This is a genomic window from Ligilactobacillus pabuli (assembly GCF_022836475.1).
GTDB lineage: Bacteria > Bacillota > Bacilli > Lactobacillales > Lactobacillaceae > Ligilactobacillus > Ligilactobacillus pabuli.
The window spans coordinates 112,201-135,836 of record NZ_BQXH01000004.1 but is presented as its reverse complement, the minus strand read 5'-3'; the positions used below and the strand labels follow the sequence as shown (position 1 = coordinate 135,836).

At 41.1% G+C, this 23,636-nt stretch carries 25 protein-coding genes and 1 tRNA gene; 20 read left to right on the top strand and 6 right to left on the bottom strand.

From position 1 onward, the window contains the following. The first annotated feature begins 374 nt into the window (after positions 1 to 374). The 3 genes from LPAF129_RS03425 (at position 375) to LPAF129_RS03415 (ending at position 2,316) form a co-directional block, all read left to right on the top strand. A complete protein-coding gene (locus LPAF129_RS03425) occupies positions 375 to 1,595 on the top strand; it encodes an RNA-guided endonuclease TnpB family protein (RefSeq protein WP_244054757.1) in 1,221 nt (406 codons plus the stop codon). A gap of 87 nt (positions 1,596 to 1,682) precedes the next feature. After that, positions 1,683 to 2,000 (top strand): type II toxin-antitoxin system HicB family antitoxin, encoded by a 318-nt coding sequence (locus tag LPAF129_RS03420; protein ID WP_244054756.1) that lies wholly within the window; start codon positions 1,683 to 1,685, stop codon positions 1,998 to 2,000. A 31-nt stretch (positions 2,001 to 2,031) separates the two neighbouring features. Then, positions 2,032 to 2,316: a type II toxin-antitoxin system HicB family antitoxin gene (locus tag LPAF129_RS03415; RefSeq protein ID WP_244054755.1), complete on the top strand. Its 285-nt coding sequence runs from the start codon at positions 2,032 to 2,034 to the stop codon at positions 2,314 to 2,316. A gap of 153 nt (positions 2,317 to 2,469) precedes the next feature. On the opposite strand, the gene LPAF129_RS03410 is transcribed toward LPAF129_RS03415, so the two are convergent. Next, positions 2,470 to 2,862 carry a glycerophosphodiester phosphodiesterase gene (locus LPAF129_RS03410; RefSeq protein WP_265747180.1) on the bottom strand — a complete coding sequence of 131 codons (393 nt, stop codon included), beginning with the start codon at positions 2,860 to 2,862 and terminating at the stop codon, positions 2,470 to 2,472. A gap of 642 nt (positions 2,863 to 3,504) precedes the next feature. Between LPAF129_RS03410 and LPAF129_RS03405 the strand changes: the two genes are divergently transcribed. The 3 genes from LPAF129_RS03405 (at position 3,505) to LPAF129_RS03395 (ending at position 4,716) form a co-directional block, all read left to right on the top strand. Beyond that, entirely contained in the window at positions 3,505 to 3,804 is a 300-nt protein-coding gene (locus tag LPAF129_RS03405) for a hypothetical protein (RefSeq protein WP_244054753.1), read from the top strand. Positions 3,805 to 3,886: 82 nt separating this feature from the next. Further along, the gene (locus LPAF129_RS03400; RefSeq protein WP_244054752.1) at positions 3,887 to 4,336 is read left to right on the top strand and encodes a universal stress protein; all 450 of its coding nucleotides are present in this window, start codon (positions 3,887 to 3,889) and stop codon (positions 4,334 to 4,336) included. Between the two features lie 29 nt (positions 4,337 to 4,365). Then, complete coding sequence (locus tag LPAF129_RS03395) at positions 4,366 to 4,716, top strand: hypothetical protein (protein ID WP_244054751.1); 351 nt, start codon at positions 4,366 to 4,368, stop codon at positions 4,714 to 4,716. A gap of 57 nt (positions 4,717 to 4,773) precedes the next feature. Here LPAF129_RS03395 and LPAF129_RS03390 read toward each other — a convergent pair whose 3' ends face one another. Next, entirely contained in the window at positions 4,774 to 5,334 is a 561-nt protein-coding gene (locus LPAF129_RS03390; RefSeq protein WP_244054750.1) for a nucleotidyltransferase family protein, read from the bottom strand. Between the two features lie 162 nt (positions 5,335 to 5,496). Between LPAF129_RS03390 and LPAF129_RS03385 the strand changes: the two genes are divergently transcribed. Continuing rightward, positions 5,497 to 6,693, top strand: a complete 1,197-nt coding sequence (locus tag LPAF129_RS03385) for an acetate/propionate family kinase (RefSeq protein WP_244054771.1) — start codon at positions 5,497 to 5,499, stop codon at positions 6,691 to 6,693. Between the two features lie 161 nt (positions 6,694 to 6,854). After that, on the top strand, positions 6,855 to 7,058 hold the full coding sequence (locus tag LPAF129_RS03380; protein WP_244054749.1) for a hypothetical protein: 204 nt from the start codon (positions 6,855 to 6,857) through the stop codon (positions 7,056 to 7,058). Positions 7,059 to 7,360: 302 nt separating this feature from the next. Here the strand turns inward: LPAF129_RS03380 and LPAF129_RS03375 are convergent, their stop codons facing one another. Beyond that, on the bottom strand, positions 7,361 to 8,092 hold the full coding sequence (locus LPAF129_RS03375) for a deoxynucleoside kinase (RefSeq protein ID WP_244054748.1): 732 nt from the start codon (positions 8,090 to 8,092) through the stop codon (positions 7,361 to 7,363). Positions 8,093 to 8,387: 295 nt separating this feature from the next. On the opposite strand from LPAF129_RS03375, the gene purB reads away from it, so the two are divergent. From purB to LPAF129_RS03320, 11 genes are all read left to right on the top strand, one after another. Further along, a complete protein-coding gene (gene purB, locus LPAF129_RS03370; protein ID WP_244054747.1) occupies positions 8,388 to 9,683 on the top strand; it encodes an adenylosuccinate lyase in 1,296 nt (431 codons plus the stop codon). A gap of 121 nt (positions 9,684 to 9,804) precedes the next feature. Continuing rightward, positions 9,805 to 10,701 carry a LysR family transcriptional regulator gene (locus LPAF129_RS03365; protein WP_244054746.1) on the top strand — a complete coding sequence of 299 codons (897 nt, stop codon included), beginning with the start codon at positions 9,805 to 9,807 and terminating at the stop codon, positions 10,699 to 10,701. Between the two features lie 381 nt (positions 10,702 to 11,082). Next, complete coding sequence (locus LPAF129_RS03360; protein WP_244054745.1) at positions 11,083 to 12,453, top strand: MATE family efflux transporter; 1,371 nt, start codon at positions 11,083 to 11,085, stop codon at positions 12,451 to 12,453. A 116-nt stretch (positions 12,454 to 12,569) separates the two neighbouring features. Further along, positions 12,570 to 12,779: a DUF2187 domain-containing protein gene (locus LPAF129_RS03355; RefSeq protein WP_244054744.1), complete on the top strand. Its 210-nt coding sequence runs from the start codon at positions 12,570 to 12,572 to the stop codon at positions 12,777 to 12,779. 46 nt (positions 12,780 to 12,825) lie between these two features. Further along, positions 12,826 to 12,896, top strand: a tRNA-Gly gene (locus LPAF129_RS03350). 531 nt (positions 12,897 to 13,427) lie between these two features. Next, positions 13,428 to 15,116, top strand: a complete 1,689-nt coding sequence (gene argS, locus LPAF129_RS03345; protein ID WP_244054743.1) for an arginine--tRNA ligase — start codon at positions 13,428 to 13,430, stop codon at positions 15,114 to 15,116. Between the two features lie 284 nt (positions 15,117 to 15,400). Continuing rightward, positions 15,401 to 16,099 carry a Crp/Fnr family transcriptional regulator gene (locus tag LPAF129_RS03340; RefSeq protein ID WP_244054742.1) on the top strand — a complete coding sequence of 233 codons (699 nt, stop codon included), beginning with the start codon at positions 15,401 to 15,403 and terminating at the stop codon, positions 16,097 to 16,099. A 126-nt stretch (positions 16,100 to 16,225) separates the two neighbouring features. Then, positions 16,226 to 16,681, top strand: coding sequence for an arginine repressor (locus LPAF129_RS03335; RefSeq protein ID WP_244054741.1), 456 nt, complete (start codon positions 16,226 to 16,228; stop codon positions 16,679 to 16,681). A gap of 156 nt (positions 16,682 to 16,837) precedes the next feature. Then, complete coding sequence (locus LPAF129_RS03330) at positions 16,838 to 18,976, top strand: PBP1A family penicillin-binding protein (RefSeq protein ID WP_244054740.1); 2,139 nt, start codon at positions 16,838 to 16,840, stop codon at positions 18,974 to 18,976. Positions 18,977 to 19,303: 327 nt separating this feature from the next. Further along, positions 19,304 to 19,642, top strand: a complete 339-nt coding sequence (locus tag LPAF129_RS03325; RefSeq protein WP_244054739.1) for a YlbF family regulator — start codon at positions 19,304 to 19,306, stop codon at positions 19,640 to 19,642. Between the two features lie 137 nt (positions 19,643 to 19,779). After that, positions 19,780 to 20,742, top strand: a complete 963-nt coding sequence (locus LPAF129_RS03320; protein WP_244054738.1) for a 3'-5' exoribonuclease YhaM family protein — start codon at positions 19,780 to 19,782, stop codon at positions 20,740 to 20,742. Between the two features lie 198 nt (positions 20,743 to 20,940). On the opposite strand, the gene LPAF129_RS03315 is transcribed toward LPAF129_RS03320, so the two are convergent. The 3 genes from LPAF129_RS03315 to LPAF129_RS03305 form a co-directional block, all read right to left on the bottom strand. Continuing rightward, positions 20,941 to 21,843, bottom strand: coding sequence for a peptidylprolyl isomerase (locus LPAF129_RS03315; RefSeq protein ID WP_244054737.1), 903 nt, complete (start codon positions 21,841 to 21,843; stop codon positions 20,941 to 20,943). A 135-nt stretch (positions 21,844 to 21,978) separates the two neighbouring features. Then, on the bottom strand, positions 21,979 to 22,266 hold the full coding sequence (locus LPAF129_RS03310) for a hypothetical protein (protein WP_244054736.1): 288 nt from the start codon (positions 22,264 to 22,266) through the stop codon (positions 21,979 to 21,981). Between the two features lie 4 nt (positions 22,267 to 22,270). After that, positions 22,271 to 22,699, bottom strand: coding sequence for an HIT family protein (locus LPAF129_RS03305; protein ID WP_244054735.1), 429 nt, complete (start codon positions 22,697 to 22,699; stop codon positions 22,271 to 22,273). 211 nt (positions 22,700 to 22,910) lie between these two features. On the opposite strand from LPAF129_RS03305, the gene LPAF129_RS03300 reads away from it, so the two are divergent. Further along, on the top strand, positions 22,911 to 23,636 hold the full coding sequence (locus tag LPAF129_RS03300; protein WP_244054734.1) for an ABC transporter ATP-binding protein: 726 nt from the start codon (positions 22,911 to 22,913) through the stop codon (positions 23,634 to 23,636).

Below are 23,636 nucleotides of genomic sequence, written 5' to 3'. Positions count from 1 at the left end.
GCAATCGTAATTATGCGGTTGCCTTTTGGCTTATAAAAAGAAAGAAGGTAAATGGTTTATATAACGAAAAAGAGCCAAGTAGCAACAGCCACTTGACCCTTTAATCGATAACCCAAATATTGATACCATCTCATTGAGCGAACGGTCGAACCGTCCTTTCCTTGAATAAATAATATCAGTTACGTACCTGATAGTCAATGATGTTGCGAAAAATTTCTACGATGTCGGTTAAACCTGTTTATTGATATTTTTGGCGAAATACCCCTGACTTTAGTCGGGGGATGGATAGCTGTAGCGTACATTGTACGCTACTTAAAACTATACATTGCTTTAACTATGTAAAGTGCTATGCTAAAGAAAAGGTGGTGAGATCAATGAATTCGATAGCTTTTAAAGTTCGATTATATCCCAATCAAAAACAAGTTAACCGGATAAACCGAACATTTGGTTCAACGCGTTTTGTGTGGAATCAAATGTTAGCCATGCAAAATGAGCGCTATGAAAACAATCCTCAAGCTAAGTATCAAAACAACTATGCGATGAATTTAATGCTAAAACCTTTAAAAGCAGAATACCCGTGGTTAAAGGACGTTGACTCAACTGCCTTGCAAGCAACGAATGATCATCTGCACGATGCTTTTCAGCGTTTCTTTGATCCGGAGCTCGAGAACGGCCATCCAAAGTTTAAAAGTAAGAAAGACTATGCCCAGAGTTATACAACTAAAGCAGTCAATCAGAATATCAAAGTCATTGATAATCACCACCTAAAACTGCCCAAGCTCGGTCAAGTCTATTTTCGGGCTGGCCGAATACTAAATGGCAAAATCAAACGTGCAACTGTTCGGATCAATGCTCAAGGTCAATATTACGCGACTATCTTACTTGAAAGCGAAAAACAAGCTTTCAAACCCTTGCCTAAAACTAAGCGAGTGGTAGGAATTGACCTGGGACTAGATAACTTGCTGATTTTGTCGAATGGTCAAAAAGTTAATATGATGCATTTTGACCTTGAAGCCAAATACCAAGTCAGAATCTGGGAACGTAAAATGGCTCGACGTAGACGAAATGCCCAAAAAGAAATGGCTTTTGATAAGCACGAAAAGCTCTTGTTGCCACGGACTAGTCTAAAACAGTTTCTGCACTACCAACAGGCCCGTCGTACAGCTGCTAAACTCAAACGCCAAGTCAGTGACCGTCGTTATGACCGACTGCAGAAACTAACGACACAGTTAGTGCAAACTTATGATGTGATCGTGGTAGAAAAGCTCAACACACAAGGAATGCTGAAAAATCATCATTTGGCTCGTGCAATATCCAACGCTGGTTGGGGAAAGTTAGTCACTATGCTGAAGTACAAGTGTGACTGGTATGGAAAACAACTAATTTTTGTTGACCCCCAAAACACAAGTCGCATTTGCCATCAGTGTGGGCAAAAGAATCATCAATTTGACAGTTTAAATCAGCATGAGTGGTTAGCTGTCCGGGAGTGGGATTGCCCAACCTGTGGGACGCACTTAAACCGTGATATTAATGCTAGTCAAAACATTCTGCATCGTGGACTAGCCCAAATTGAAAAAGAAAAAGTCCTCGTTTAGGCGAGTTTTGAAATTAAGGTATGGAACATACCGTGGTAAATAGCAGTGACCGCTGTCTATTTAGTTAGAGTGATCTAACCGATAAGTTTGCTGTGTTCCCAGAATCCAGCCTTTTTAAAGGATGGTAGTTCAAATTATGCACAATTTCAATTGAATGATCACCAACAGTATGAAGTGACTTTTCCAGACTTTGGCTATGAGGTTGCTACATACGGTAATAATATGGCAGAGGCTTTGCAAGCTGCACATGAGTCGTTAACTGTTCTCTTGTTAGATAAAGAAGATTATGGAGAAAGCACACCAAAATCAAGCACTGTGGATGAAATCGCTCAAGTGAATAATGGGTTACTGATTCCAATTGAAGTTGATACAACGATTGAACGGGAAAGAGAAGAAGACAACTAGGTTATCACATCGTGAAAAGGGGTTAATTCAGATGGTTTATAAATACTATGGAACTTTAGCTCATAATACAGAAGATAATGTGTGGGAAGTTTCATTCGAAAACTTTCCAGAAGCAGTCACGTTTGGTGAAACACCCGCTGATGCGTATGAACAGGGAAAAGATGTTTTAATGTTGGCACTAGATGGTCGAACAGACTTTCCTGAACCAGCAACGCTAAAGGAACATATTAAAGTTGATTCAAGACATTACGATCAAGCATTTCAATTACCATTTGAAGTTTCAAAGTCGGAAATAATAAGCTCTGTAAGACATTAAACGGCTCAGAAAATACAACTATTCTAATTCGAGATTAAAGCGCTGGCCTCACAGTCACCGCTTTTTTATTTGAAAATCGATGGCGGAACTAACGCTTTATAATTGATGAGAACAAAAAAGGCAATCACAAGTGACTGTCTTTTTTTAATAGGATTAACGATATTTTTTCTCTAAGGCTAATGCTTTAGCGGTGTAGTTGGTAAAGTAACTATCAACACCTAAGTCGATTGCTTTTTTGATTTCAGAGTCACTATCCAAAGCCCAAGCGTTGAATTGCTTATGCTGCTCGTGTGCGCGCTGCACGTTTTCTGGATTCATCAGATTAACGTTGGCTCCGACAATGTCGACTGCAGGGGACTTTAATGCTTGATCAAAATTATCTTGAGTACCGACTAAAGCTAATTTTGGCATCTTGGGGAAGACCTCGTCTAGTTCTTTGAGGGCATTCAGATCGCCAGCTTGAACAATGACATTTTTTTGCATGTGGTATTTTTGGATGATGTTTTCAAATTTTTGGACTTGTTCAGCGTTTTGTTTGAGTTCAATTACGTAGGTCGTCTTTTTTTGATACTTTTGAAAAGCTGAGTGGTTTTCAGAAGATTTTTAAATTAGTGCAGTTTTCTTTGCAACTAAAAAGTAGTTCAAACCAGCAAATTTTGCACGGCTGTGTAAACTCAGCTTAACAAGCCACATTCTAGTATACACCAAACGGGGCTGTCTCAACGGTTTTTTCATGTTAGTCCTAGGGAAAGTTCCGTGAAATAGGTTTTGCAAAAGATATTAGGTCTTTCCAAGAAAATGCGTTCAATGAATGGTAAATTTCAAATATCAGAGAAAATTTATGAAACAATTCTCAAACTGTTTCCTAAAAATATTAAACTAACATCATAGTGGTAGATTCCAGTAATTTCGGGGAATTAGCTAAATGTTTTGTTTTACTTTCACAAAGTTACTTGTTATAATTATAAGTAATTTCTATATATTTATTTTGATATTGTGAATTAAAAACCTTAAATCATGTTGACCAGTGAGGGCGGGCAACACTCAGTAGTTTAAGTTAGAGCAGCTGAGGTGCACGTTGACAAGGAGCAAGCAAAAATAGACCAGTCGTTAAAGTTGCCAAGTGCCACTAAATGATGTACTATTTTGAAAACGTAAACATATAGAGGGAGAAAGGAAGTTACGACTATGACAGAAAATAATCAGGAGTATTTGATCAACCGAGCTAAAATTTATCGCGATGAAGCGCAGCGCGGCATCGGACTCGAATCACAAGGAGACGTCCAACGTGCAACATTACTCTGGAAGAGCTTGAAACGAGCTTGCGGAGCCGAATTAGCTAGTTATGAAGGAACAGACCGTGCGTACGCTAAATTTCTACATACCATCGTAGAATACTTAGAAACTAATAGTGACGTCATGGCAGGATTAGAATTAGTCCGTGTGAGCAGTCGTGACTACCTCAAAGTGACTGGCGACAAATTATAGGACAGTAAATTGAATTAATGTTATACTTTAGTTAGCAAGTGGAGCATTAAAACACTAATTTTTATTAAAGGGAGTGGCAACTGTGGCAGAACAAGAATATAAGACGATCCTTGTACCAGTTGATGGTTCTGAGGCAGCAGAAAAAGCTTTAGCAAAGGCTGTGGAAGTTGCAAAACGAAACCATGCACACTTAGACATTTTGAATGTGATCGACCTGAAACAATTTTCAGTGAGCTTTGCCGGAATGTTAAATGCCAGTGGAGATGTTGTCTATAAAACTTTCGAAGATGTAGATAAATACCTAGCTGAATTACAAACACGGGTTAAAAAACAGGGCTTAGAAGACGTTGATGTCCATGCTCGTTTTGGTTCACCACGGACGGTCATCGCAAAGGATTTCCCAGAAGATCATCAAGTTGACTTGATCATTATGGGGCCGACAGGTTTGAATGCGGTTGAACGGGTCTTTGTCGGTGCAGTGACTGACTATGTGATCCGCGCAGCAGCGTGTGACGTGATCATCGCTCGTTAATTTGAGCGTGAATAGGGAAGGAGAAAAACTTGAAAGTAACTCTTGGCGCAGTCGTTGTTTATCTCGCCTTGTTTCTTCTCACGATTTATAATATTCGGCGCAACTATCGCTTGGTGAAGTTACGGACAAATGCCCAGATCAGAGAGCCAGAAAAACTCTCAGAACCTGAGCAAGGACAACTCCAGCGTTTTGCACAAACTAAACGTAAATGGTCCATTTTAGGGCAAGTGATGTTTTTCATCTCGTTATTCTTATTCTTTAAGGGAACGATCGTTGAGTTAGCTTTCTTCATGGATCTCTATACAATTTCCATGATCATGGTTAACAATAGCGAGATTGAGATCATCAAACTTTTGGGTCAGCCCGCTGGCTCACATTAAAACGACAAATAAAGAGGCTTTTTCATCATTGAGTGGTGAGAAAGCCTCTTTTCTTAGTTATTCTTCAATAATTTGCAGGTCGGGCCATTCAGTGAGCCAACGCTTGTTTTTGACTCGTTGTTCAAAGCGCGTATGCAGCGGGCTGCCTGGCAGATAATTGGCTGTGGGACGAATCTTTAATTCAAAGAGATCGTCGAGACCATGGGGTGCAATAATTTCATAGGTACCATCAGCTAAACATTGAACGCCCACGCTAGTACAGGTTTCTGGAAAATCAGCCAGGGTTTCTTCCATAGTGGAATGGAAATGCAATTCAGAGCCGTGCCGTGGTGGGAGGGCAATGTTTTGCAGATTCCATAAGTACTGGGATTCTGCTTGTTTAAAAGTGGCCTGGGTCACCTGAAAATCTTCGTAAGATTCACTAGGGTCACGGTAGTACACATCTAGCTCGGATAACATTAAGGGAACGTGACGGTTAGTTTGTGCATTCCACACTAAGCTGCGAATCGTTCCAGCACACAAGGTTGCTTGGGGCAAATGATGGTGACGTAAAATTTTGAAAATGTGGGCAATTTCTGGTTTTTGTTGTAAAAGTGTTTGTAATTTTGAGTTGTACACAATTAATTCCTCCTGCTAAAAAAGGTGCCTAATCCCTATTGTAATGCGTTTTACGGCGCGAAGATATTAATTTTTCACAAAATTCCCCCTTGTGAAAATTTGAAAGCGTTGTATAATTTTAAAGTAATGCTTTACTTAGAGAAATTTTAGAGGAGATATTTTATTATGGAAATTTTAGCCGTAAACTCAGGGAGCTCAAGTTTTAAATTTAAGCTCTACAACATGCCAGAAGAAACTGTGATCAGTTCTGGCCAAATCGAACGGATCGGTTTGGAAGACTCAATCATCACGATCAAGCATCATGATGGTGAAAAGTACGAAAGTACAGAAAAAATTGCTGACCATAAAGCTGCTGTCCAGAAATTGATGGACATGCTGCTTGATTTGAACATCATCGAAGATTATTCAGAAATCGAAGGTGTTGGTCACCGTGTTGTTGCCGGGGGCGAAGTTTTCGACCATTCCGTTGTTGTTGATGACAAAGTGATCGAACAAATCAACGATATCGCTGAAATGGCACCATTGCACAACCCAGCTAACTTGATCGGAATCAAAGCATTCAAGAAGATCTTGCCTGAAGCTACTTCAGTGGTTGTCTTCGATACTGCTTTCCACCAAACAATGCCAGAAGAAAACTATATTTACAGTGTCCCTTACGAATGGTACGAAAAATATGGTGTCAGAAGATATGGTGCCCATGGCACAAGTCACCGTTACGTTTCAGCCGAAGCTGCTAAGTTAATGGGTCGTCCTTTGGAAGACTTAAAGATCGTTAGTTGCCACGTTGGTGCTGGTGCTTCAATTTGTGCCATCAAGAATGGTAAATCATTTGATATCTCAATGGGCTTCACTCCATTAACAGGAATCACAATGGCTACTCGTTCTGGTGACATCGATGTTTCCTTGGTTTCATTCATGATGAACAAGTTGCACATCGATTCTATCCAAGAAATGGTTGACAAGTTGAACCATGAATCAGGCTTGTTGGGAATTTCTGGTATTTCTCCAGATAGCCGTGACATCTTGGCCGTTGAAGATACAAACCACCGTGCTAAATTAGCCATGGATATCATGAATAAAGATATCGTGAAATACATTGGCCAATATGCCTTCGAAATGGGCGGCTTAGACGGTATTATCTTCACTGCTGGTGTGGGTGAAAACTCGCAAGAAACTCGTGAAGACGTGATGAAACGCTTGGCCTTTGCCGGTGTAACAATCAACGAAGAAGAAAACGCCAAACGCGGCGATGTTGCTAACATCGTTTCCGGTCCAGATTCTAAAGTGACTGTAATGCGCATCCCAACGGACGAAGAAGTAATGATTGCCCGCGATGTTTTAGCATTAAGCAAGAAATAATTCAGAATTGATTAAAAGCCTGTTAGTCCCCGTATTGAAGGGGCTGACAGGCTTTTTGATTTGTAACGAATTTGTAACAAAAAACTGTTAACAACGCCCTCAAAAAGTGGTAAATTATTCTGGTTAAGAAATTACAATTTACATTTTTGGGAGGCTTTGTCATGGGCAACAAACTTGATATTTTACGCGACTATCAAGTAGCAGAGGAGGAAGCTGTCAGTTTGGACAGTGTGTGTGAACAATTCAGTCATTCTGAATTAACACGCGATCTTCTGAAGGTTTATGATGAAAAACGTAAGAGCATACAAAACGAATGTCGTAACTTGCAAAGTATTTTAGAGGCAATGGAAGCGGCAGAAGATTAAAACACAGAGCGCAGTGAAACGGGATAAGCGGAATCTCTTGTCACACGGAGCTCGACTACAAAAAGAACATGAAAAACGAGACTGTCTTTTTGCCTAAGTTGGCAAGGCCAGTCTCGTTTTTGGTAGTTCAATAAATTTGTGGACCAAAGTTTCCGAAAGTATGGTCCAGAAACGAATTTGTGGACCAAAGTTTCTCGAAGTATGGTCCAGAAGTAGTTTGGTTGAGACCAGTTTACCTCCAACTCCTTTTTAAATAAAAAAGCAATCTTCCATCAAACGGGAGGATTGCTTTTAATTTGGTCTTAGTTGTGTGCACGTTTTTGTTGCAGTGCAGCAAATTCAGCGGGAGTTAGTTTACCTAATTCCACTAATTTACTTTCGATTTGGTCTAAGACCTGCGCACGATCGGCAAGATTTTCGACAAAGTCATATTTATTGCCATCGATCATCAAGAAGGGTGAGATGTCGTATGATTCTGCCCATTGATGATAGTAATCCAGCAAGTTATGGTAGTAGCTCACTAGAGATGGGTCAGCTTCGATCTGTTCGAATTCGCGACCACGTTTTTTGATCCGTTTGATCATCGTTTCGTAAGAGACGTTGATCATGACCATTAAATCTTCGGTTGGTTCGTCACTGACATATTGCAGTTCCGACAACATATTAGCCAACAATTCTTGATAGATCTTGTATTCAATTTCTGTCGCGTTTCCCATAGCAGTGTTCATTTTCATAAACATTGCGTCTTCATAGATCGAACGGTCTAAAATGTTATTGCTGCCTTTTTTGGCAAGCTTGATCATTTTAAAACGACGATTTAAAAAGAAAGTTTGCAGTAAGTAAGCGTAGGGGTTGGAAACATTTTGTTCCCCGGCTGCGCGGCGTTTAGCGGCGATCTCATTGCCCTGGTAAAAAAGGGGCAAGACTGGATTATCTTCGACTGGTTCGTAGAATGGTTTAGTACCAAGTTCATCCGCTAAAATTTCAGTCAGGCTGGATTTGCCTGACCCGATGATTCCGGCTAAAGTGATCAAGCTGGGACACTCCTTTGTATTTGACGAAAAACAATGGCCAGCTGTACTTTGACCTGGCTGATAAGTTGTTCTTCTGTGTGGTAAGATTATTGATTTGCCTAATCTATTCTACATTGACCGGGCGGGCTTTTCAATCGTCAGATTTTTCAGTCAGGCCGTTTGAAAACGATGCCGGTAATTTTTTTAGCTGAAATTTGCAAGAAAAACTGGTACGATTAGGTGGTAAACTGTATAATTACTCTAGTAAACCTTAACGAAAAACAATAATTAACCGTGATAAAGGAGAAAAAAGCGAATGATTTCAAGATATACACGTCCAGAAATGGCGGCCATCTGGAATGACCAAACTAAATATGATTGCTGGCTAGCAGTTGAAGTGGCAGCTGATGAGGGCTGGTCTAAACTCGGGATGATCCCAGCAGAAGATATTAAAAAGATTCAGGACAATGCTAGTTTTGATGTTGACCGCATTGCTGAGATCGAAGCACAGACTCACCATGATGTGATCGCCTTTACTCGTTGCGTCTCCGAATCACTTGGAGACGAAAAAAAGTGGGTCCACTATGGTTTGACCAGTACTGACGTCGTGGATACGGCTTATGGCTACCAAATGAAGAAAGCCAACGATGTTTTGCGGGCTGATTTGCAAAACTTTAAGCAAATTATAGCCGACAAGGCGCAGGAATATAAATATACGGTCATGATGGGCCGGACTCATGGGGTTCACGCCGAACCAACAACTTTTGGTTTGAAATTAGCTCGCTGGTATTCTGAAATCAACCGTGACATCGAACGCTTTGACCATGCTGCGGCGGGCGTTGAAGCTGGCAAGATCAGTGGGGCAGTTGGTAGTTTTGCAAACATTGACCCCTTCATTGAAAAATATGTCTGTGACAAACTCGGCTTACGTGCCCAAGAAATTTCTAGTCAAGTTCTGCCGCGTGACTTACATGCTGAATATGTTTCAGTGATGGGCTTGATCGCGACGAGTTTGGAAGAATTTGCCACTGAAATTCGCGGTTTGCAAAAGACGGAAACTCGTGAAGTCGAAGAACACTTCAGCAAGGGTCAAAAAGGCTCTTCAGCGATGCCGCATAAACGTAACCCAATTGGTTCAGAAAACATTTGTGGACTAGCACGGGTCGTTCGCGGACATGTGATGACTGCTTACGAAGATGTTTCCTTGTGGCATGAACGTGATATTTCTCATTCATCTGCTGAACGGATCATTTTACCAGACACGACTATTTTGTTAGATTACATGTTAAATCGTTTTGGCAAGATCTTAAAGAATTTGACAGTCTTCCCTGAAAACATGAAGAAAAACATGGACAAGACGTTTGGCTTGATTTATTCCGGCCGAGTTTTGTTGAAGTTGATCGATGCTGGAATGAGCCGTGAAGCTGCTTATGATTTGATTCAGCCTAAAACTTCACGTGCTTGGGATGAAGAACTACCATTTAGACAGTTGCTAGAAGAGGATCCTGCCATTACGGAACGCTTAGATCAAGCAACTTTAGACGACGCCTTTGATTACCACTGGCACTTGCGTCGAGTTGATGAGATCTTTGCCCGGGTCGGTTTAAAATAAGTTAATTAAGAGTACACCCCAAAAAAGCTGGACGGCTCTGCAAGTTAGTTGTAGAGTTATAGTTTGACTAGTCCACTAAAAGGGTGTACTTTAATTTTTGATGTGAAAGGAGCAACTCGAGATGACAGAATTTGCCTATCAAGCATTTAGTGAGGTTGCTCGCCAGAAAACCTTTGTGGCAGCAGCAAAAACCTTAAATGTGACTCCTTCGGCGATCAGTCATTCGATTGCGAGCCTGGAGGACGAACTGGATTTTCCACTCTTTATTAGAAACCGGACGGGAGTTAGTTTGACGCCCGATGGGGAAACAGTTTTACCGATCGTGCAAGAAATTTTGAATACTGAGATCAAATTACGCGAAGAAGCTGATCGAATTAAAGGCCTGAATTCTGGCCGAATTCGGATTGGGGCCTTCAGTAGTGTGTGCATTAATTGGTTACCGGAGATCATTCGGACGTTTAAACAAGACCATCCGCACATTGATATTAGTATTGAACAGGGTAATTTTAACCGGGTCACTGAACAAGTTCGGTTAGGACGGCTAGATATCGGTTTTTCAGCTTTACCGATCACTGAAAACTTGAATGTAGTACCTTTATATGAAGATGAAATTTTTTGTATTGCACCAAGTGATTTTATCCCGCAAAATGGGGCAACGATCACGAAAAAAGATGCGAAAAATGAACGTTTTATTTTACAACAGATCGATTATGACCGCGAAACCAAGCAGACCCTTGATGCCTACAACGTTTCGGGAAATTCAATCCAGTTTAGTATTGACGATGCGTCGATCATTGCGATGGTTGAAAGTGGGTTAGGACTTGGAGTTCTACCGGAACTGGCCTTGCAAAATTTAACTGGCAACGTGAAAGTTTATCCATTTTCACAGCCTTTTAAACGAACGATTGCGGTGGTGACGCAAAGTGAAGAGAAACAAACACCATCGACACACGCTTTTTTGCAGTTAGTGCAAGAGTGGGTCGAGCAGCATTATGGTCACGCTGGTAGCGTGAACTAAAAATGACCGCCTTGATCTGATTGGGCGGAAAAGTAATGTATTGTAGGTGAAGTGAGCGTTTATAGCTGGCTTCACCTTGTTATTAGGAGGACTGGGTTAACTAGTCCGGTATTAGTCGAGCTCCACAAAGCAACTCCTTTGCGCCTATCCCAGCCCAGTCTTCAATGCTAAAACCGCATTCAAGGCTAAGCTCAGATAGTGCGCGGGAGTTAACCGCTTTGCTTTGCTCTGTGATTTTAGTCGAGCTCCACAAGCCAAGCCTTTCCGCTTAACCAACATTCAGGCCATAATGCTGAGAAACATATTATAGTCTGAACGTCCGTTAATGCTTGAGGTTTAAACGGCTTGTTTTGCTCTGTTATTCAAAAGGGGGAATTTATCGTGAAAGAATTGACCAAAGGCAGTCCACTGAAATTAATTTTAACGTTCGCTGTCCCACTTTTAATTGGTAATCTTTTTCAACAACTTTATAGTTTGTCAGACACCATTATTGTGGGTCAAACTCTTGGTGTGAATGCCTTGGCCGCCGTCGGTTCAACTGGTAGTATTCAGTTTCTGATTATTGGTTTTGCTCAAGGGATGACTGCTGGTTTGTCTATCATGACTGCCCAGTTTTTTGGGGCGCATGATTATCGGAAAGTGAAAGAAAGTTTTGCGACTAGTATTGTGATCAGTTTACTGGTGACGCTGGTGCTAACTTTCTTGAGTGTGTATTTTATTCATGACATCTTGATGCTGATGAACACACCAGCCGAAATTGAAAAGAATGCGCAAACTTTTAGTACAATTATCTTTGGCGGGATCGGGATCCAGATGGCTTACAACTTGTTGGCCAACATTATTCGAAGTTTAGGAGATAGCCGGACACCGCTCTATTTCTTGATTATTGCTGCCATTGTTAATATTTTATTGGAACTGCTCTTTATTATCGTCTTTAAGTGGGGCGTTGCCGGGGCAGGCTATGCGACTTTGCTTGCTCAGCTATTTTCTGTGGTTTTGTGTGTGATCTATATCATGAAGAAGATCCCGTTGCTGCAAATTCATTTCAGTGACTTTAAGAAGATCACCATGAAATTTATTGGGAATCATTTAAACGTGGGTATTCCGATGGCTTTCCAGTCTTCGATTATTGCGATTGGTTCAATTATGATCCAGTCTGCCTTGAATTCCTTAGGGACAAATGCGGTGGCTGCTACGACAGCTTCCAGTAAAATTGACCAAATCGCCACTTTGCCAATGATGTCATTTGGGGTGGCGATGGCGACTTATACTGCGCAAAACTATGGGGCAGCAGAGTATGGTCGAATCTTAAAGGGTGTCAAGTCGGCATTACTGATGTCAGTTTCCTTTAGTATCGCAGCCGGCTTATTAATGATCTTTTTTGGTCAACCAATGGTGATGGTCTTTGTAGGTCACGTTAACAAAGAAGTCCTGTCATTGTCACAAATTTACTTTAATGTGAATGCATCCTTTTATCCGTTGTTAGCGATCTTGTTTATTTTCCGGAATACCCTGCAGGGACTCGGAAAAAGTATTGTCCCGACGGTTGCTGGTTTGGCAGAACTAGCGATGCGGATCGGCGCAGCTTTATTCTTAGCGACGACCTTTGGTTATGCCGGGGCATGTTTCGCTAGTCCGTTAGCTTGGATCGGTTCTTGTTTAGTTTTGATCACCTCTTATGTGAAGTCAGTCAAAATGCTGAAAAGACGTCAACAAGAAAAAGATGCTAGTGAATTAGCAACAAATAGTTAAAATCACTTGCTTTTTTGGTCTAGGTTTGATACTATGCAGTTCGTGTTTACCAGTGCTTAGTCGTGCAAATTAAATTGCGATAAGTTAAAAGTAACGATAAAACGAGGGGTGAGAGAATGGAAACTAACTTAAAAATTGGGGATCAAGTTGCTTGCAAAAAATTTGGTTCAATGAAACATGATTTTGTCGGAACAATCGAAAAAATTTATGAAAATTCAGCCATGGTTTCAATCGATAAGAATGATGAAGAAGATAATATTACTGTGACAGATTTTCATAGCCGAGCAATCGTGCGTTTGTCTAAGATGAAAAAAGTTTCTAAATAAGATAGTGACAAGTTGGGATTTAAGTGCTATACTAGTTTTTGTTGTTGCGGGTATAGTTTAGTGGTAAAATCCCAGCTTCCCAAGCTGATGTCGCGAGTTCGATTCTCGTTACCCGCTTGACTATAACATCTTCAGCCTGAAGGTGTTTTTTTTATGGCTCGTTTTAAAAATTGAAGATAGATTGCGAAACTGATTTCGGTGAGAAGATTAGTAACTTAGGGTAGCAGTAAGCGAGTTCGGGGTGGTGGAAGCCGGATTGTGGAACTAAGTGAATCGTGCCTTTGAGAAAGCAGTCCGCAAATTTTGAGTGGATCATTATCAATTAGAGTGGTACCGCGGGTCATCTCGTCTCTTGCAAGTTTATTTGCAGGGGACTTTTTTTATAGCCAGAGCGAAGTCACCTTCTGGGTGAAGCAACTTGACTAAGAACCACAGGGCGAAGTGAAACGAAAGAAAGCGAGGACTATCGGAGCCAGGGTCTTTAATGCGTTTTTGGCATTGAAGGTCGGGCTTGGATGGACGGAACTTTCTGTTTCACGGAGCTTGACTAAACCAATGAATTTTAGCGTATTTTTTGGTATGATGTAACAGAAAACCAGCCTTAAAATAGCTAACTAACATAAAAAATAACTGATGAGGAGAATTCTGATGGAACAAAAACAATTAGTAGCACAAGCCATTGTTGCTGCCACGGACGGCCAACTTTCTTTGGAAGACGTTGTGGCAAAAATTGAAGTACCAAAGTCTTATGATTTAGGGGACTATGCTTTTCCAGCCTTTGCCTTAGCTAAAATTTACCATAAAGCACCACAACAGATCGCACCTGAATTGGTTGAAAAGATCTCGTTAGATGGCTTTGACAAGGTTGAAGCAGTTGGACCTTACGTCAACTTTTTCTTAGACAAAAAAGCCTTTAGTTTAGAAGTCTTACAAGAAGTGATCGACCAACAAGCTAACTATGGTGACCAAGACTTGGGTCATGCTGGCAATGTGCCGATCGATATGTCATCTCCTAACATTGCTAAACCAATGTCCATGGGTCATTTGCGGTCAACTGTCATTGGAAATTCTTTAGCTGAATTGCTCAAGAAGGCCAACTACAATCCAATCAAGATCAACCATTTAGGCGACTGGGGAACTCAATTCGGTAAACTGATCGAAGCCTACAAGTTATGGGGTAGTGAAGAAGAGGTTAAAAAGGACCCAATCAATACTTTGCTGAAGTATTATGTTCACTTCCACCAAGTAGACCAAGAACAGCCAGAATTAGACGATGAAGCACGTGCCTGGTTCAAGAAGCTAGAAGACGGCGATGAAGAAGCCATCAACTTGTGGACTTGGTTTAGAGAAGAATCACTGAAATTCTTTAAGGGAATCTATGCTAAATTAGGGATCGACTTTGATTCTTACAATGGTGAATCTTTCTACAACGACAAGATGGATGAAATCGTGGAGATCTTGCAAGACAAGGGCCTGTTACAAGAAAGCCGCGGAGCTGAAATTGTTGATTTGGAAAAATATAACTTAAACCCAGCCTTGATCAAGAAAACTGATGGAACGACCTTGTACATTACTCGTGATCTAGCAGCTGCTTTATACCGTTTCCGGACTTATAATTTCGTTCAGTCCTTGTACGTGGTTGGTAACGAACAGACCAATCACTTTAACCAGTTAAAAGCTGTGTTAAAGGAAATGGGTTATGACTGGTCTGATGAGATCCACCATATTCCATTCGGCTTGATCACTTCTGGCGGTAAGAAACTGTCAACTCGTCGCGGTAACGTGATCTTGTTGGAAGAAGTTTTAAATGACGCCGTTGAATTGGCACAAAAACAAATCGCTGAAAAGAACCCAGACTTGCCTAATAAAGACGAGGTTGCGGAAGAAGTCGGCGTGGGCGCGGTTATTTTCCATGACTTGAAGAATGATCGTTTGAACAACTTTGACTTTAACTTGGAAGAAGTTGTTCGTTTTGAAGGCGAGACAGGTCCATACGTTCAATATTCGCATGCTCGTGCGATGAGTATCCTGCGCAAGGCTGGAGATGTTTCTTTCGACCAGCTCGTGGGCTTAAACGATGAAGAATCATGGGAAGTTATCCGTCAATTGTCCAATTTCCCAGCAATGATCAAACGTGCAGTGGAAGAATATGAACCATCAGTGATTGCCAAGTATGCGATCCATTTGTCAAAATCCTTCAACAAGTACTATGCACACACGAAGGTCTTGACTGATGACGAACAAAAGAATACTCGTTTGGCCATGGTTGCTAGTGTAGCAACTGTGCTCAAAGAATCACTACGGTTGTTAGGTGTTAAGGCACCAGACGAAATGTAAGCGACTCAAATTTTACAGTAAAAGCTCCACATTAACTCTAGTTAGGGTTGGTGTGGAGCTTTTTTTTACGGAAATAGCGGTAATTGCCTGACTTATCAAGATAGGTCACGTACAATTAATGAAGGTTTGCACAAACCATTGTTACAATGATATAATATATTATAATATATTAATTAAGCGGTGCACATGTATTGCTATAAAGTATAGATAATATAAGTATAAAAGCTAAGGGGGACAGTCAATTTTATGCCGATTTATCCGACTAAATTGATTAAAACACAGCCATGGAAAATAATCGTTATCAACAATCTGTCGATGAACAAAACAATATTTTAGCTCGGGTCCATGAGTTTAATGACCAGCAAAGAAGAGTTCTGTCTAAGGAGGGCACCTTACTGAGGTTTGAAAATGGCAAACACTTTAATTTGCCAGTGAATTCCACGCGGCCAACGTTGTTTTGGGTCATTCAAGGTGCGGTTTTGTTAGAAAGAAATCTTGCGGATGGGAAAGCAATGTTTTCAATTCTAAAAGAGTCGATGGCTTTTCCAGCGTCAGTGGGTCCCAAAGATGAACAGGGCGGGGTCATGGTTAGTTATGCAGTTGGGCCAGTAACTTTACTGGCGATCCCTTTTGCTACCTTCCAACGCTTGTGCCAGACTGACGGAAACTTTGCTTGGACAGTGATCAGCAGTTTACATCAGGAGAACTGTTTACAAAGTGATTTGCTCAAATTAAGTATGGCAGGTGCGATCCCGGAGCGAATCAAAAATATTTTGATTTATTTTGGACATGAGTGCGGGCAAATTCAAGCAACAGGAGGGGTTGCCTTACCGCGGGTGTTAACTTACCGAGTGATTGCCTATTTCGCTAAAACTACCGCACAAACGGTGGCAAAAACGATTAAGAATTTACGAACAATTGGTTTATTGCTGCCGCTAAATCATAAATTAGTGTTTTCTGCTGCCGCTTTAGACAAGCTTTAAAGCAAATTGGTCTGCCGTTCACAACTAATTCTGTTATAATATTTGTTTGAAAGGTCAGTTAAATTGACTGACTTCTTAGTGCTCAGAACAGTCTGACACAAGAAATTAGACGTGAGGAAGATCAAAATGAGAAAAATAGAGAGACAACAAAAGATTATTGAACTGATCAGGCAGCAGCGGATCCCTAATCAAGAGGCAATGATCCAACTTTTAGCCGAAGAGGGGATCAAAGCGACGCAGGCAACAGTTTCTCGTGATATTCGCCAAATCAGGGCGATCAAAGAGATGAATCCAGATGGTTCCCAGTACTATGTTTTATTACATGAAGATCCAGTAGACCCGGCAATTAAAATCACTGAAACAATTGGCGAAATCGTACTTAATGTCAATAATGTTCATTTTATTAACATTATTAAAACCACGCCGCGGGATGCGAACGTTTTAGCAGCTTTGATCGATGAGAATGGGTTAGACGGAGTCGTTGGTACTCTGGCAGGCTATGATACGGTAGTATTGTTTAGCCCTGATGATGAAACAGCGCTCAAAGTAAAGGATTACTTTATTGAATATATGAGTAATTAATTCTTACTCTGACTATAATTAATGGCAGCTTGAACGGCCTCAACCACTAAACCTTTGTTAAGAAGAAGCTGGTTAGCCGTGAAAGCAAGTGAAGTATGATAACATATACAGATGGATTAACATTAACCATAAAATTATATAAGAGGAAAATTAGTTATGAATGATTCATCATTATGGAATAGATTTAAGGCTGGCTGGCGAAAGCTTTTTGGTGCTAGTTGGCAGTGGTTTAAAGCCAAGTGGAGTAGATTTCAAATCTGGCGCTGGTTGATCATAGCTGCACTCAGCGTGTTTTTAGCAGCGAGTGTGTATTTAGTCTATGTTGCGAAAAAAACAGATGTGTCCGGCTTACGCTCGGCTTTACAGCAATCAACCGAGGTTTATGATGACCGTAATCAAAAGGCAGGCTTCTTGTATTCGCAAAAAGGGACCTGGGTCGCAGAAGATGCAGTCTCTAAGAATATGACTGATGCCGTTTTGTCTAGTGAGGACCGTAATTTTTATCATGAATATGGTTTCTCAATTAAGGGATTGGGACGCGCTGCTTACTTGCTGGTTAAAAATAAGGTCACTGGCCGGAATTATATCAGTGGTGGTGGGAGTACCTTGACCCAGCAGCTGGTCAAAAATGCTTTTCTGTCGCAAGAACAGACTTTTAGTCGTAAGGCCAAAGAGATCTTTATTGCGATGCAAGTTGAAAATGAGTATTCAAAGGGCGATATTTTAACGATGTACCTCAACAATGCCTATTTTGGCAATGGGGTCTGGGGCGTGGAAGATGCGGCGCAGAAATACTTCGGTGTCCATGCGAGTCAGTTAACTGTTCCACAGGCAGCGACGTTGACAGGAATGTTATCGAACCCAGCTCAGTTTAACCCAATCGACAATCCGCAAAATTCACGCCAAAAGCGGAATGTTGTGTTGCAAACGATGGTGGCTAATAAGAAAATTAGTCAAAGCCAGGCCGACGACTATAAGGAAAGCGGCATGGTCTTAAACGATACCTATGAGTATAAATCTGGGTATAAGTACCCGTATTACTTCGACGCAGTGATCGATGAGGCAATTAACGACTATGGTTTGACAGAAACTGAAATCATGAATAAGGGTTATAAGATCTATACGTCTTTGGACCAAAATCAGCAAGCTCAAATGCAAGCTGCTTTTGCAAATCCAAACCTGTTTCCACAAGACGCTAGTGACGGAACGACTTCTCAGGCTGGCTCAATTGCGATCGACCCGAAAACTGGGGGAGTTAATGCCGTAGTTGGCGGTCGGTCGGGCACGCATGTCTTTCGTGGCTACAACCGCGGGACTAGTTTGATCCGGTCACCGGGTTCGACGATCAAGCCGTTAGCGGTCTATGCTCCAGCCATCGAAAGCGGCTATCATTATGACTCGAAAGTCGAAGATGAACTGAAACCCTACGGTAAAAATAACTACGAACCGCATAACTGGGATGACCAGTACGCTGGTGAATTGCGGATGTACCAAGCGTTAGCACTCAGTAAAAATACTTCCGCTGTCTGGTTGTTAAATAAAATTGGGGTACAAAAGGGTTACCGTTCTGTGAAAAGATTTGGGATCCCGCTGGATAAGTCAGACGATAACTTAAGTTTGGCGTTAGGCGGTTTGAAAAAGGGTGTTTCTCCTTACCAAATGGCCAGTGCCTACACGGCTTTCGCTAACGATGGAATCCGCAAGGACCCGCATTTTATTACGAAAATCGTTGATTCAGAGGGACGCACGATCGTTTCTAACAGTCATATCAAGTCTAAACGAGTGATTTCGAAGAGAGTTGCTACGCAAATGACCAGTATGATGATGGATGTTTACAACAATGGGACCGGTCAGGCGGCTAAGCCAGCGGGCTATAACATTGCCGGGAAGACGGGGTCAACTGAAAGTACCACGGCTGAAAACGGTAATGATGACGATAACGATAAGTGGTTTATTGGATATACACCTGATGTCGTCGTGGCCACTTGGATCGGCTTTGACTCGTCGAAGTATTCGATTGCAAACGTCGGGACCAACGCAGGCGGCAGCTTGTTCAAGACAGAAATGGAAGGTATTTTGCCATATACAGCGCAAAACACCTTTGATATTAAGTCAGCATCAACTCGTTATAACGAAAGTATTGCGGGCCAAGCTGATCAAGCAGGGAGTTCATGGGAAAAAGCTGGCCGTGACCTCCGGCAAAAAATCACCGACGGGACTTCAGGAATACGGCAAAAAGCCAATGAAGCAGCTGAAAAAGGAAAACATTTCCTAGAAAGTATTTTCGGCAGATAAAGACAGGGATTGTAGGCGAGCTGCGTGAGGCAAGAGATTCCGCTTATCCAACTAAGAAGTACATCACTGAGAATCGTGATCTTCTGTCTTAGCCCGATAATGCTCGTCTCTTGGGCGCCTCACTCCGCTCTGTGATTGTAGTCGAGTTGCACAAGCCAAGACTTTCCGCCTATCTCAGCTCAGCCTTCAATGCCCAAAACGCATTAAAGACTGGGCTATGATAGTGCTCGAGTCTTAATCGGCTTGCTCCGCTCTGTGATTTTTAGTTGGTGAAGTTAGCAATAAATGTTACAATGTTTATTAGTTACAAACAAGGAGGATACTCACGTGATCAATATTTATGATTCAGCAAACAAGCTCGAACAAGATTTACGTCAAACTCAAGAATACCTTGACCTTTTGGCAGCTATGACTCAATTAAAGGCAGAACCAGAAGCATATGATTGCTTCAAACGTGTTCAAGACGCTCAAAAGAAATTGCAAATGAAACAAATGCAAGGTGATTTGAGTGAAGATGACGTTAACGAAATCAAACAATTAGCTGAAGAATCACAAAGCTACGAAAGTTTAGCTAAATTAATGGAAAAAGAACAAGCTTTAAATGCTGTTTTTGAAGAAGTTAATAAGATTATCTTTAAGCCAGTTAGCGAAATTTACAAATTCTAAGAAGTAATTAAAGGAACTGCGAATTTTTTCCAGTTCCTTTTTTCAATTAATGAAAAAGACTGGTAAAATAGAAGCAGACAATAATTTTCATTACCGCTAATTTATGTAGTTGTGTAGTGGAAAATGGGAGGCATATTTTGGAAACAAAAAAGATTTTTGACTATCAAGTTGATGATAACATGGCATTGTTTGTTTTGATCAAGGGTGCCGATGTTAGGATCGCAAAAAATGGCAAAAAGTTTATTGCTTTTACCTTTGCGGATCGTTCAGGAGAAATTAGTGCAAAATTCTGGGATGCGTCTGAGCGAGATATCGAACAATTTCAAGCTGGGCGCGTTGTTGCCTTGCAAGGAAAACGGGAGAATTACCAGCAGAACCCCCAAATTAAAATTTTTAAACTGCGCTTAACGAATGAAGGGGAACCGTCAGAACCGCAACTGTATCTTCAAAGTGCACCGGAATCGACCCAAGACATGGAAAAAGAAATCGATGAGATCATTTTTGAAATCACTAATCCAACTTGGAATCGGATCGTACGCTATTTGTTGAAGAAGTTTCACTCACAGTTCTTTAGTTTTCCAGCAGCCAAAAAGAATCACCATGATTTTGCGGGCGGCCTAGCTTTCCATACGCTTTCTATTTTGCGCTTGGCACATGCCGTAGTGAAAGAATATCCAGACATTAATGCGTCGTTGTTATATGCCGGTGCAATTTTGCATGACCTAGGCAAATCATTAGAACTTTCAGGACCGGTGGCGACTGTTTACACAGTTCCGGGTAACTTGTTAGGCCATATCGTGTTGGTGGATGAAGAAATCGCGAAGGCCTGCGAAAAGCTCCAGATCGATCCAATGAGTGAAGATGCAGTCTTATTGCGGCACATGATCGTGGCTCACCACGGTTTGATGGAATATGGTTCACCAGTCCGGCCACATTTATTAGAAGCAGAAGTCTTACATCATTTAGATGATTTGGATGCTTCCATTCAAATGATGCGGAAAGCTCTGGGACATACCGAACCAGGGGAATACACGGAACGGATCTTTGGGATGGATAACCGGAATTTCTACCGTCCACAAGGTAATAATACCAAACAATAAATTCAAACAAACAAGGCTAGCTGAGGTAATTTCCCGGCTAGCCTTTTTGTAACTTTTTAAACTTGCAATGGGAGGTAAAAGGGGAAGACCAGCAATAATCGCCAAAGTCAGCCTAAAAGTCTCTTAAATGAGAACAGATCAGCTATTTACAGCCAAAAAAAGAACCCTACCGGTGAGATAGAGTTCTTTTTGACTAACTTATTTTTTAGCACTGGCATCAGTGTCGATGTAATCAGCCAAGATATCTTTTAAGTCGTTATCTTTGATATTGACTTTACCATTCTTCAATTCTTTAGAAATGATTTTTTGCATATAGGCTTGGTCTTGCATCTTGCTGTTCAAGATTTGTTCCTTTAATTCAGCCTTGTGGTCAGACATTTTGCCTTTACCAGGGTTCTTAACGGAATAGATCACATGGTAGCCATAGTCAGTCTTAACAGGTTCTGTGGTGAATTTACCTTGGGCAACTTTGAAGGCAGCGTTTTTGAATGAGCCAACTAAGCTAGTATCTGTGTTGTCAAAGGCTGGCAACTTACCACCATTGTTCTTAGTCTGTTCGTCAGTTGAGTACTTCTTAGCTAAAGCCTTGAAGTTCTTGTAACTGCCGTCTTTTTTCAAACTATCAATGACAGTTTGTGCTTGCTTTTTACCGTTAGCATCATCTTTTAGTAAGATATGTGCAACAGTAACTTTTGGTTCATAAGCTTTCCACTGCTTGTTTAAAGCTTTTTTGTCGATCTTAGTGTTAGCTTTGACAGCTTCTTGTAACAACATGGAAGAACGGAGTTGTTCTTTATATGATGCTTTGGTGAAGTTGCTTTGCTGTAAGACAGCGTCGAAAGATTTACCGTATTGTTTCTTAGCAGCGTTAAACTGCTTGTTGACTTTCTTGTCGGAAACCTTCTTACCGTAATTACCTTCCAAGACCTTGTTTAAGATCATTTGTTGTAATTGTTGCTTACCAGCATCGGTTTTCTTCATGCTGTCAAAATATTCGCCTTCAGTGATCTTACCGCCTGAAGTAGTTGCGATAGTTTTCGAACATGCTGCCAAACTAAAGCTCATCATGATCGCGGCTAAACCAGTTAACCATTTTTTCATTCCGTGAACACATCCGTTTCTTTAAAATTTACGCCTAATAATACAAAGGCAACGTCTCCTACTATAACATAATTTGCCTTTTGTTAGTATCAACTGGATTAAATTTAAACTAATTTAATTAGTTGGAGGTCAGTATTATTTTTGGAACTTGGCTAGACTCTTGGTGAGTTTCTGAACCTTGGGGTCAATTTCGACCATAAAGTCATTGATCTCAGTTGTGATCTCATCGATAGTCCCCATGCTGCTTTGTAATTCAGTTGCTAGGTTTTTAGCGGAAACGGTCGTCTTTTTAACGGCTGTGGCTAAATTTTGCTTTGGAGCTGATTCAAAGACAGGTGCTTGTTGTTTTTTTTGCCGACGGTACATTAAAGCACCAAGTAGGGCGCTGCCGCCGAGAATTGTGAAAATTTGACTTTTTTTCATTGGGTTACTCCTTGATCTGACCGGCAATTTGGTCGGCGATTTTTTGTAAGTCTGCTGGTTGGTATTTAGCAGAGTTGTCGTTAAATTTCAGTCCGAAGTCGTCGTCTGTAGTGTAGCGTGGTACTAAGTGGATATGTGAATGGAAGACTGACTGATAGGCAACTTCACCATTATTATTTAAAATATTCATGCCCTTGATGTCGGGGTTAGAATCGCGGATCGCCCGGGCAATTTTTGGCAAACGAGCAAAGACGGCACTGGCAAGGTCAGCGTCATAGGCAAAGATATCTTTGACGTGCTTGTTTGGAACAACTAGGGTGTGTCCTGGGGTAGTTTGAGTCAGGTCTAAAAAGGCTGTAACTACCTCATCGTGATAAACTTGGGTGCTAGGAATTTCTCCTGCAATAATTTTGCAAAAAATACAATCGTCCATATTAGTGGAACCTTCTTTCTTCAAAAATTGTTGTTAATAATAGTATACACTAGATAGGACCAAATTTTCAGCCGTTGGAGCTTTGAACAACAAATGTTATAATTTTCTAGAATGGTTACTTGCCTGTTAAACAAGCAGTGTGCAGTTGTGTACCTCAGTTTGTACGCCTTAACAGAGATGTACCAGATATTGAAACGAGAGGAAGTAAAAGATGACCTTAAAAGTTGAACACTTAGTCGGCGGTTATTCATCGATCCCAGTCTTAAAAGATATTTCTTTTGAAGTTCCTAGTCATTCCCTAGTTGGTTTAATTGGGTTAAATGGGGCAGGGAAGTCCACTACGATCAACCACGTAATCGGTTTGTTACGACCAATGAAAGGCACGATCGAATTAAACGGGCTTTCCTTACAAGAAGATGCTGCAGCCTATAAAAATAAAATTGCTTATATTCCAGAAATTCCGGTCTTATATGAAGAGTTAACTTTAAAAGAACATTTGGAACTAACAATGATGGCTTATCAGTTGGATCCTAAAGAGGCTTGGCAAAAGGCAAACCGCTATTTAAAAATTTTCCGCCTAGATAATAAACTCGACTGGTTTCCCATTAACTTTTCAAAGGGAATGAAGCAAAAGGTCATGATCGTTTGTGCTTTATTACCAAAAGTCGAGCTATTACTAGTTGACGAACCGTTTCTGGGCTTAGATCCATTAGCGACCCACGATCTGTTAATGTTATTAGACGAAGAAAAACAGGCGGGGACCGCAATTTTAATGTCGACGCACGTGTTAAGCACGGCAGAAGAGGTTTGTGATAGTTTTGTGATGATCGATGACGGACAATTACTGGCCGCAGGCACGTTAGCTGACTTACAAGAACAAAGTGGACAGTCTGATGCGTCCTTATCTAAGATCTACTTAGATATGACTGAAAAGTGA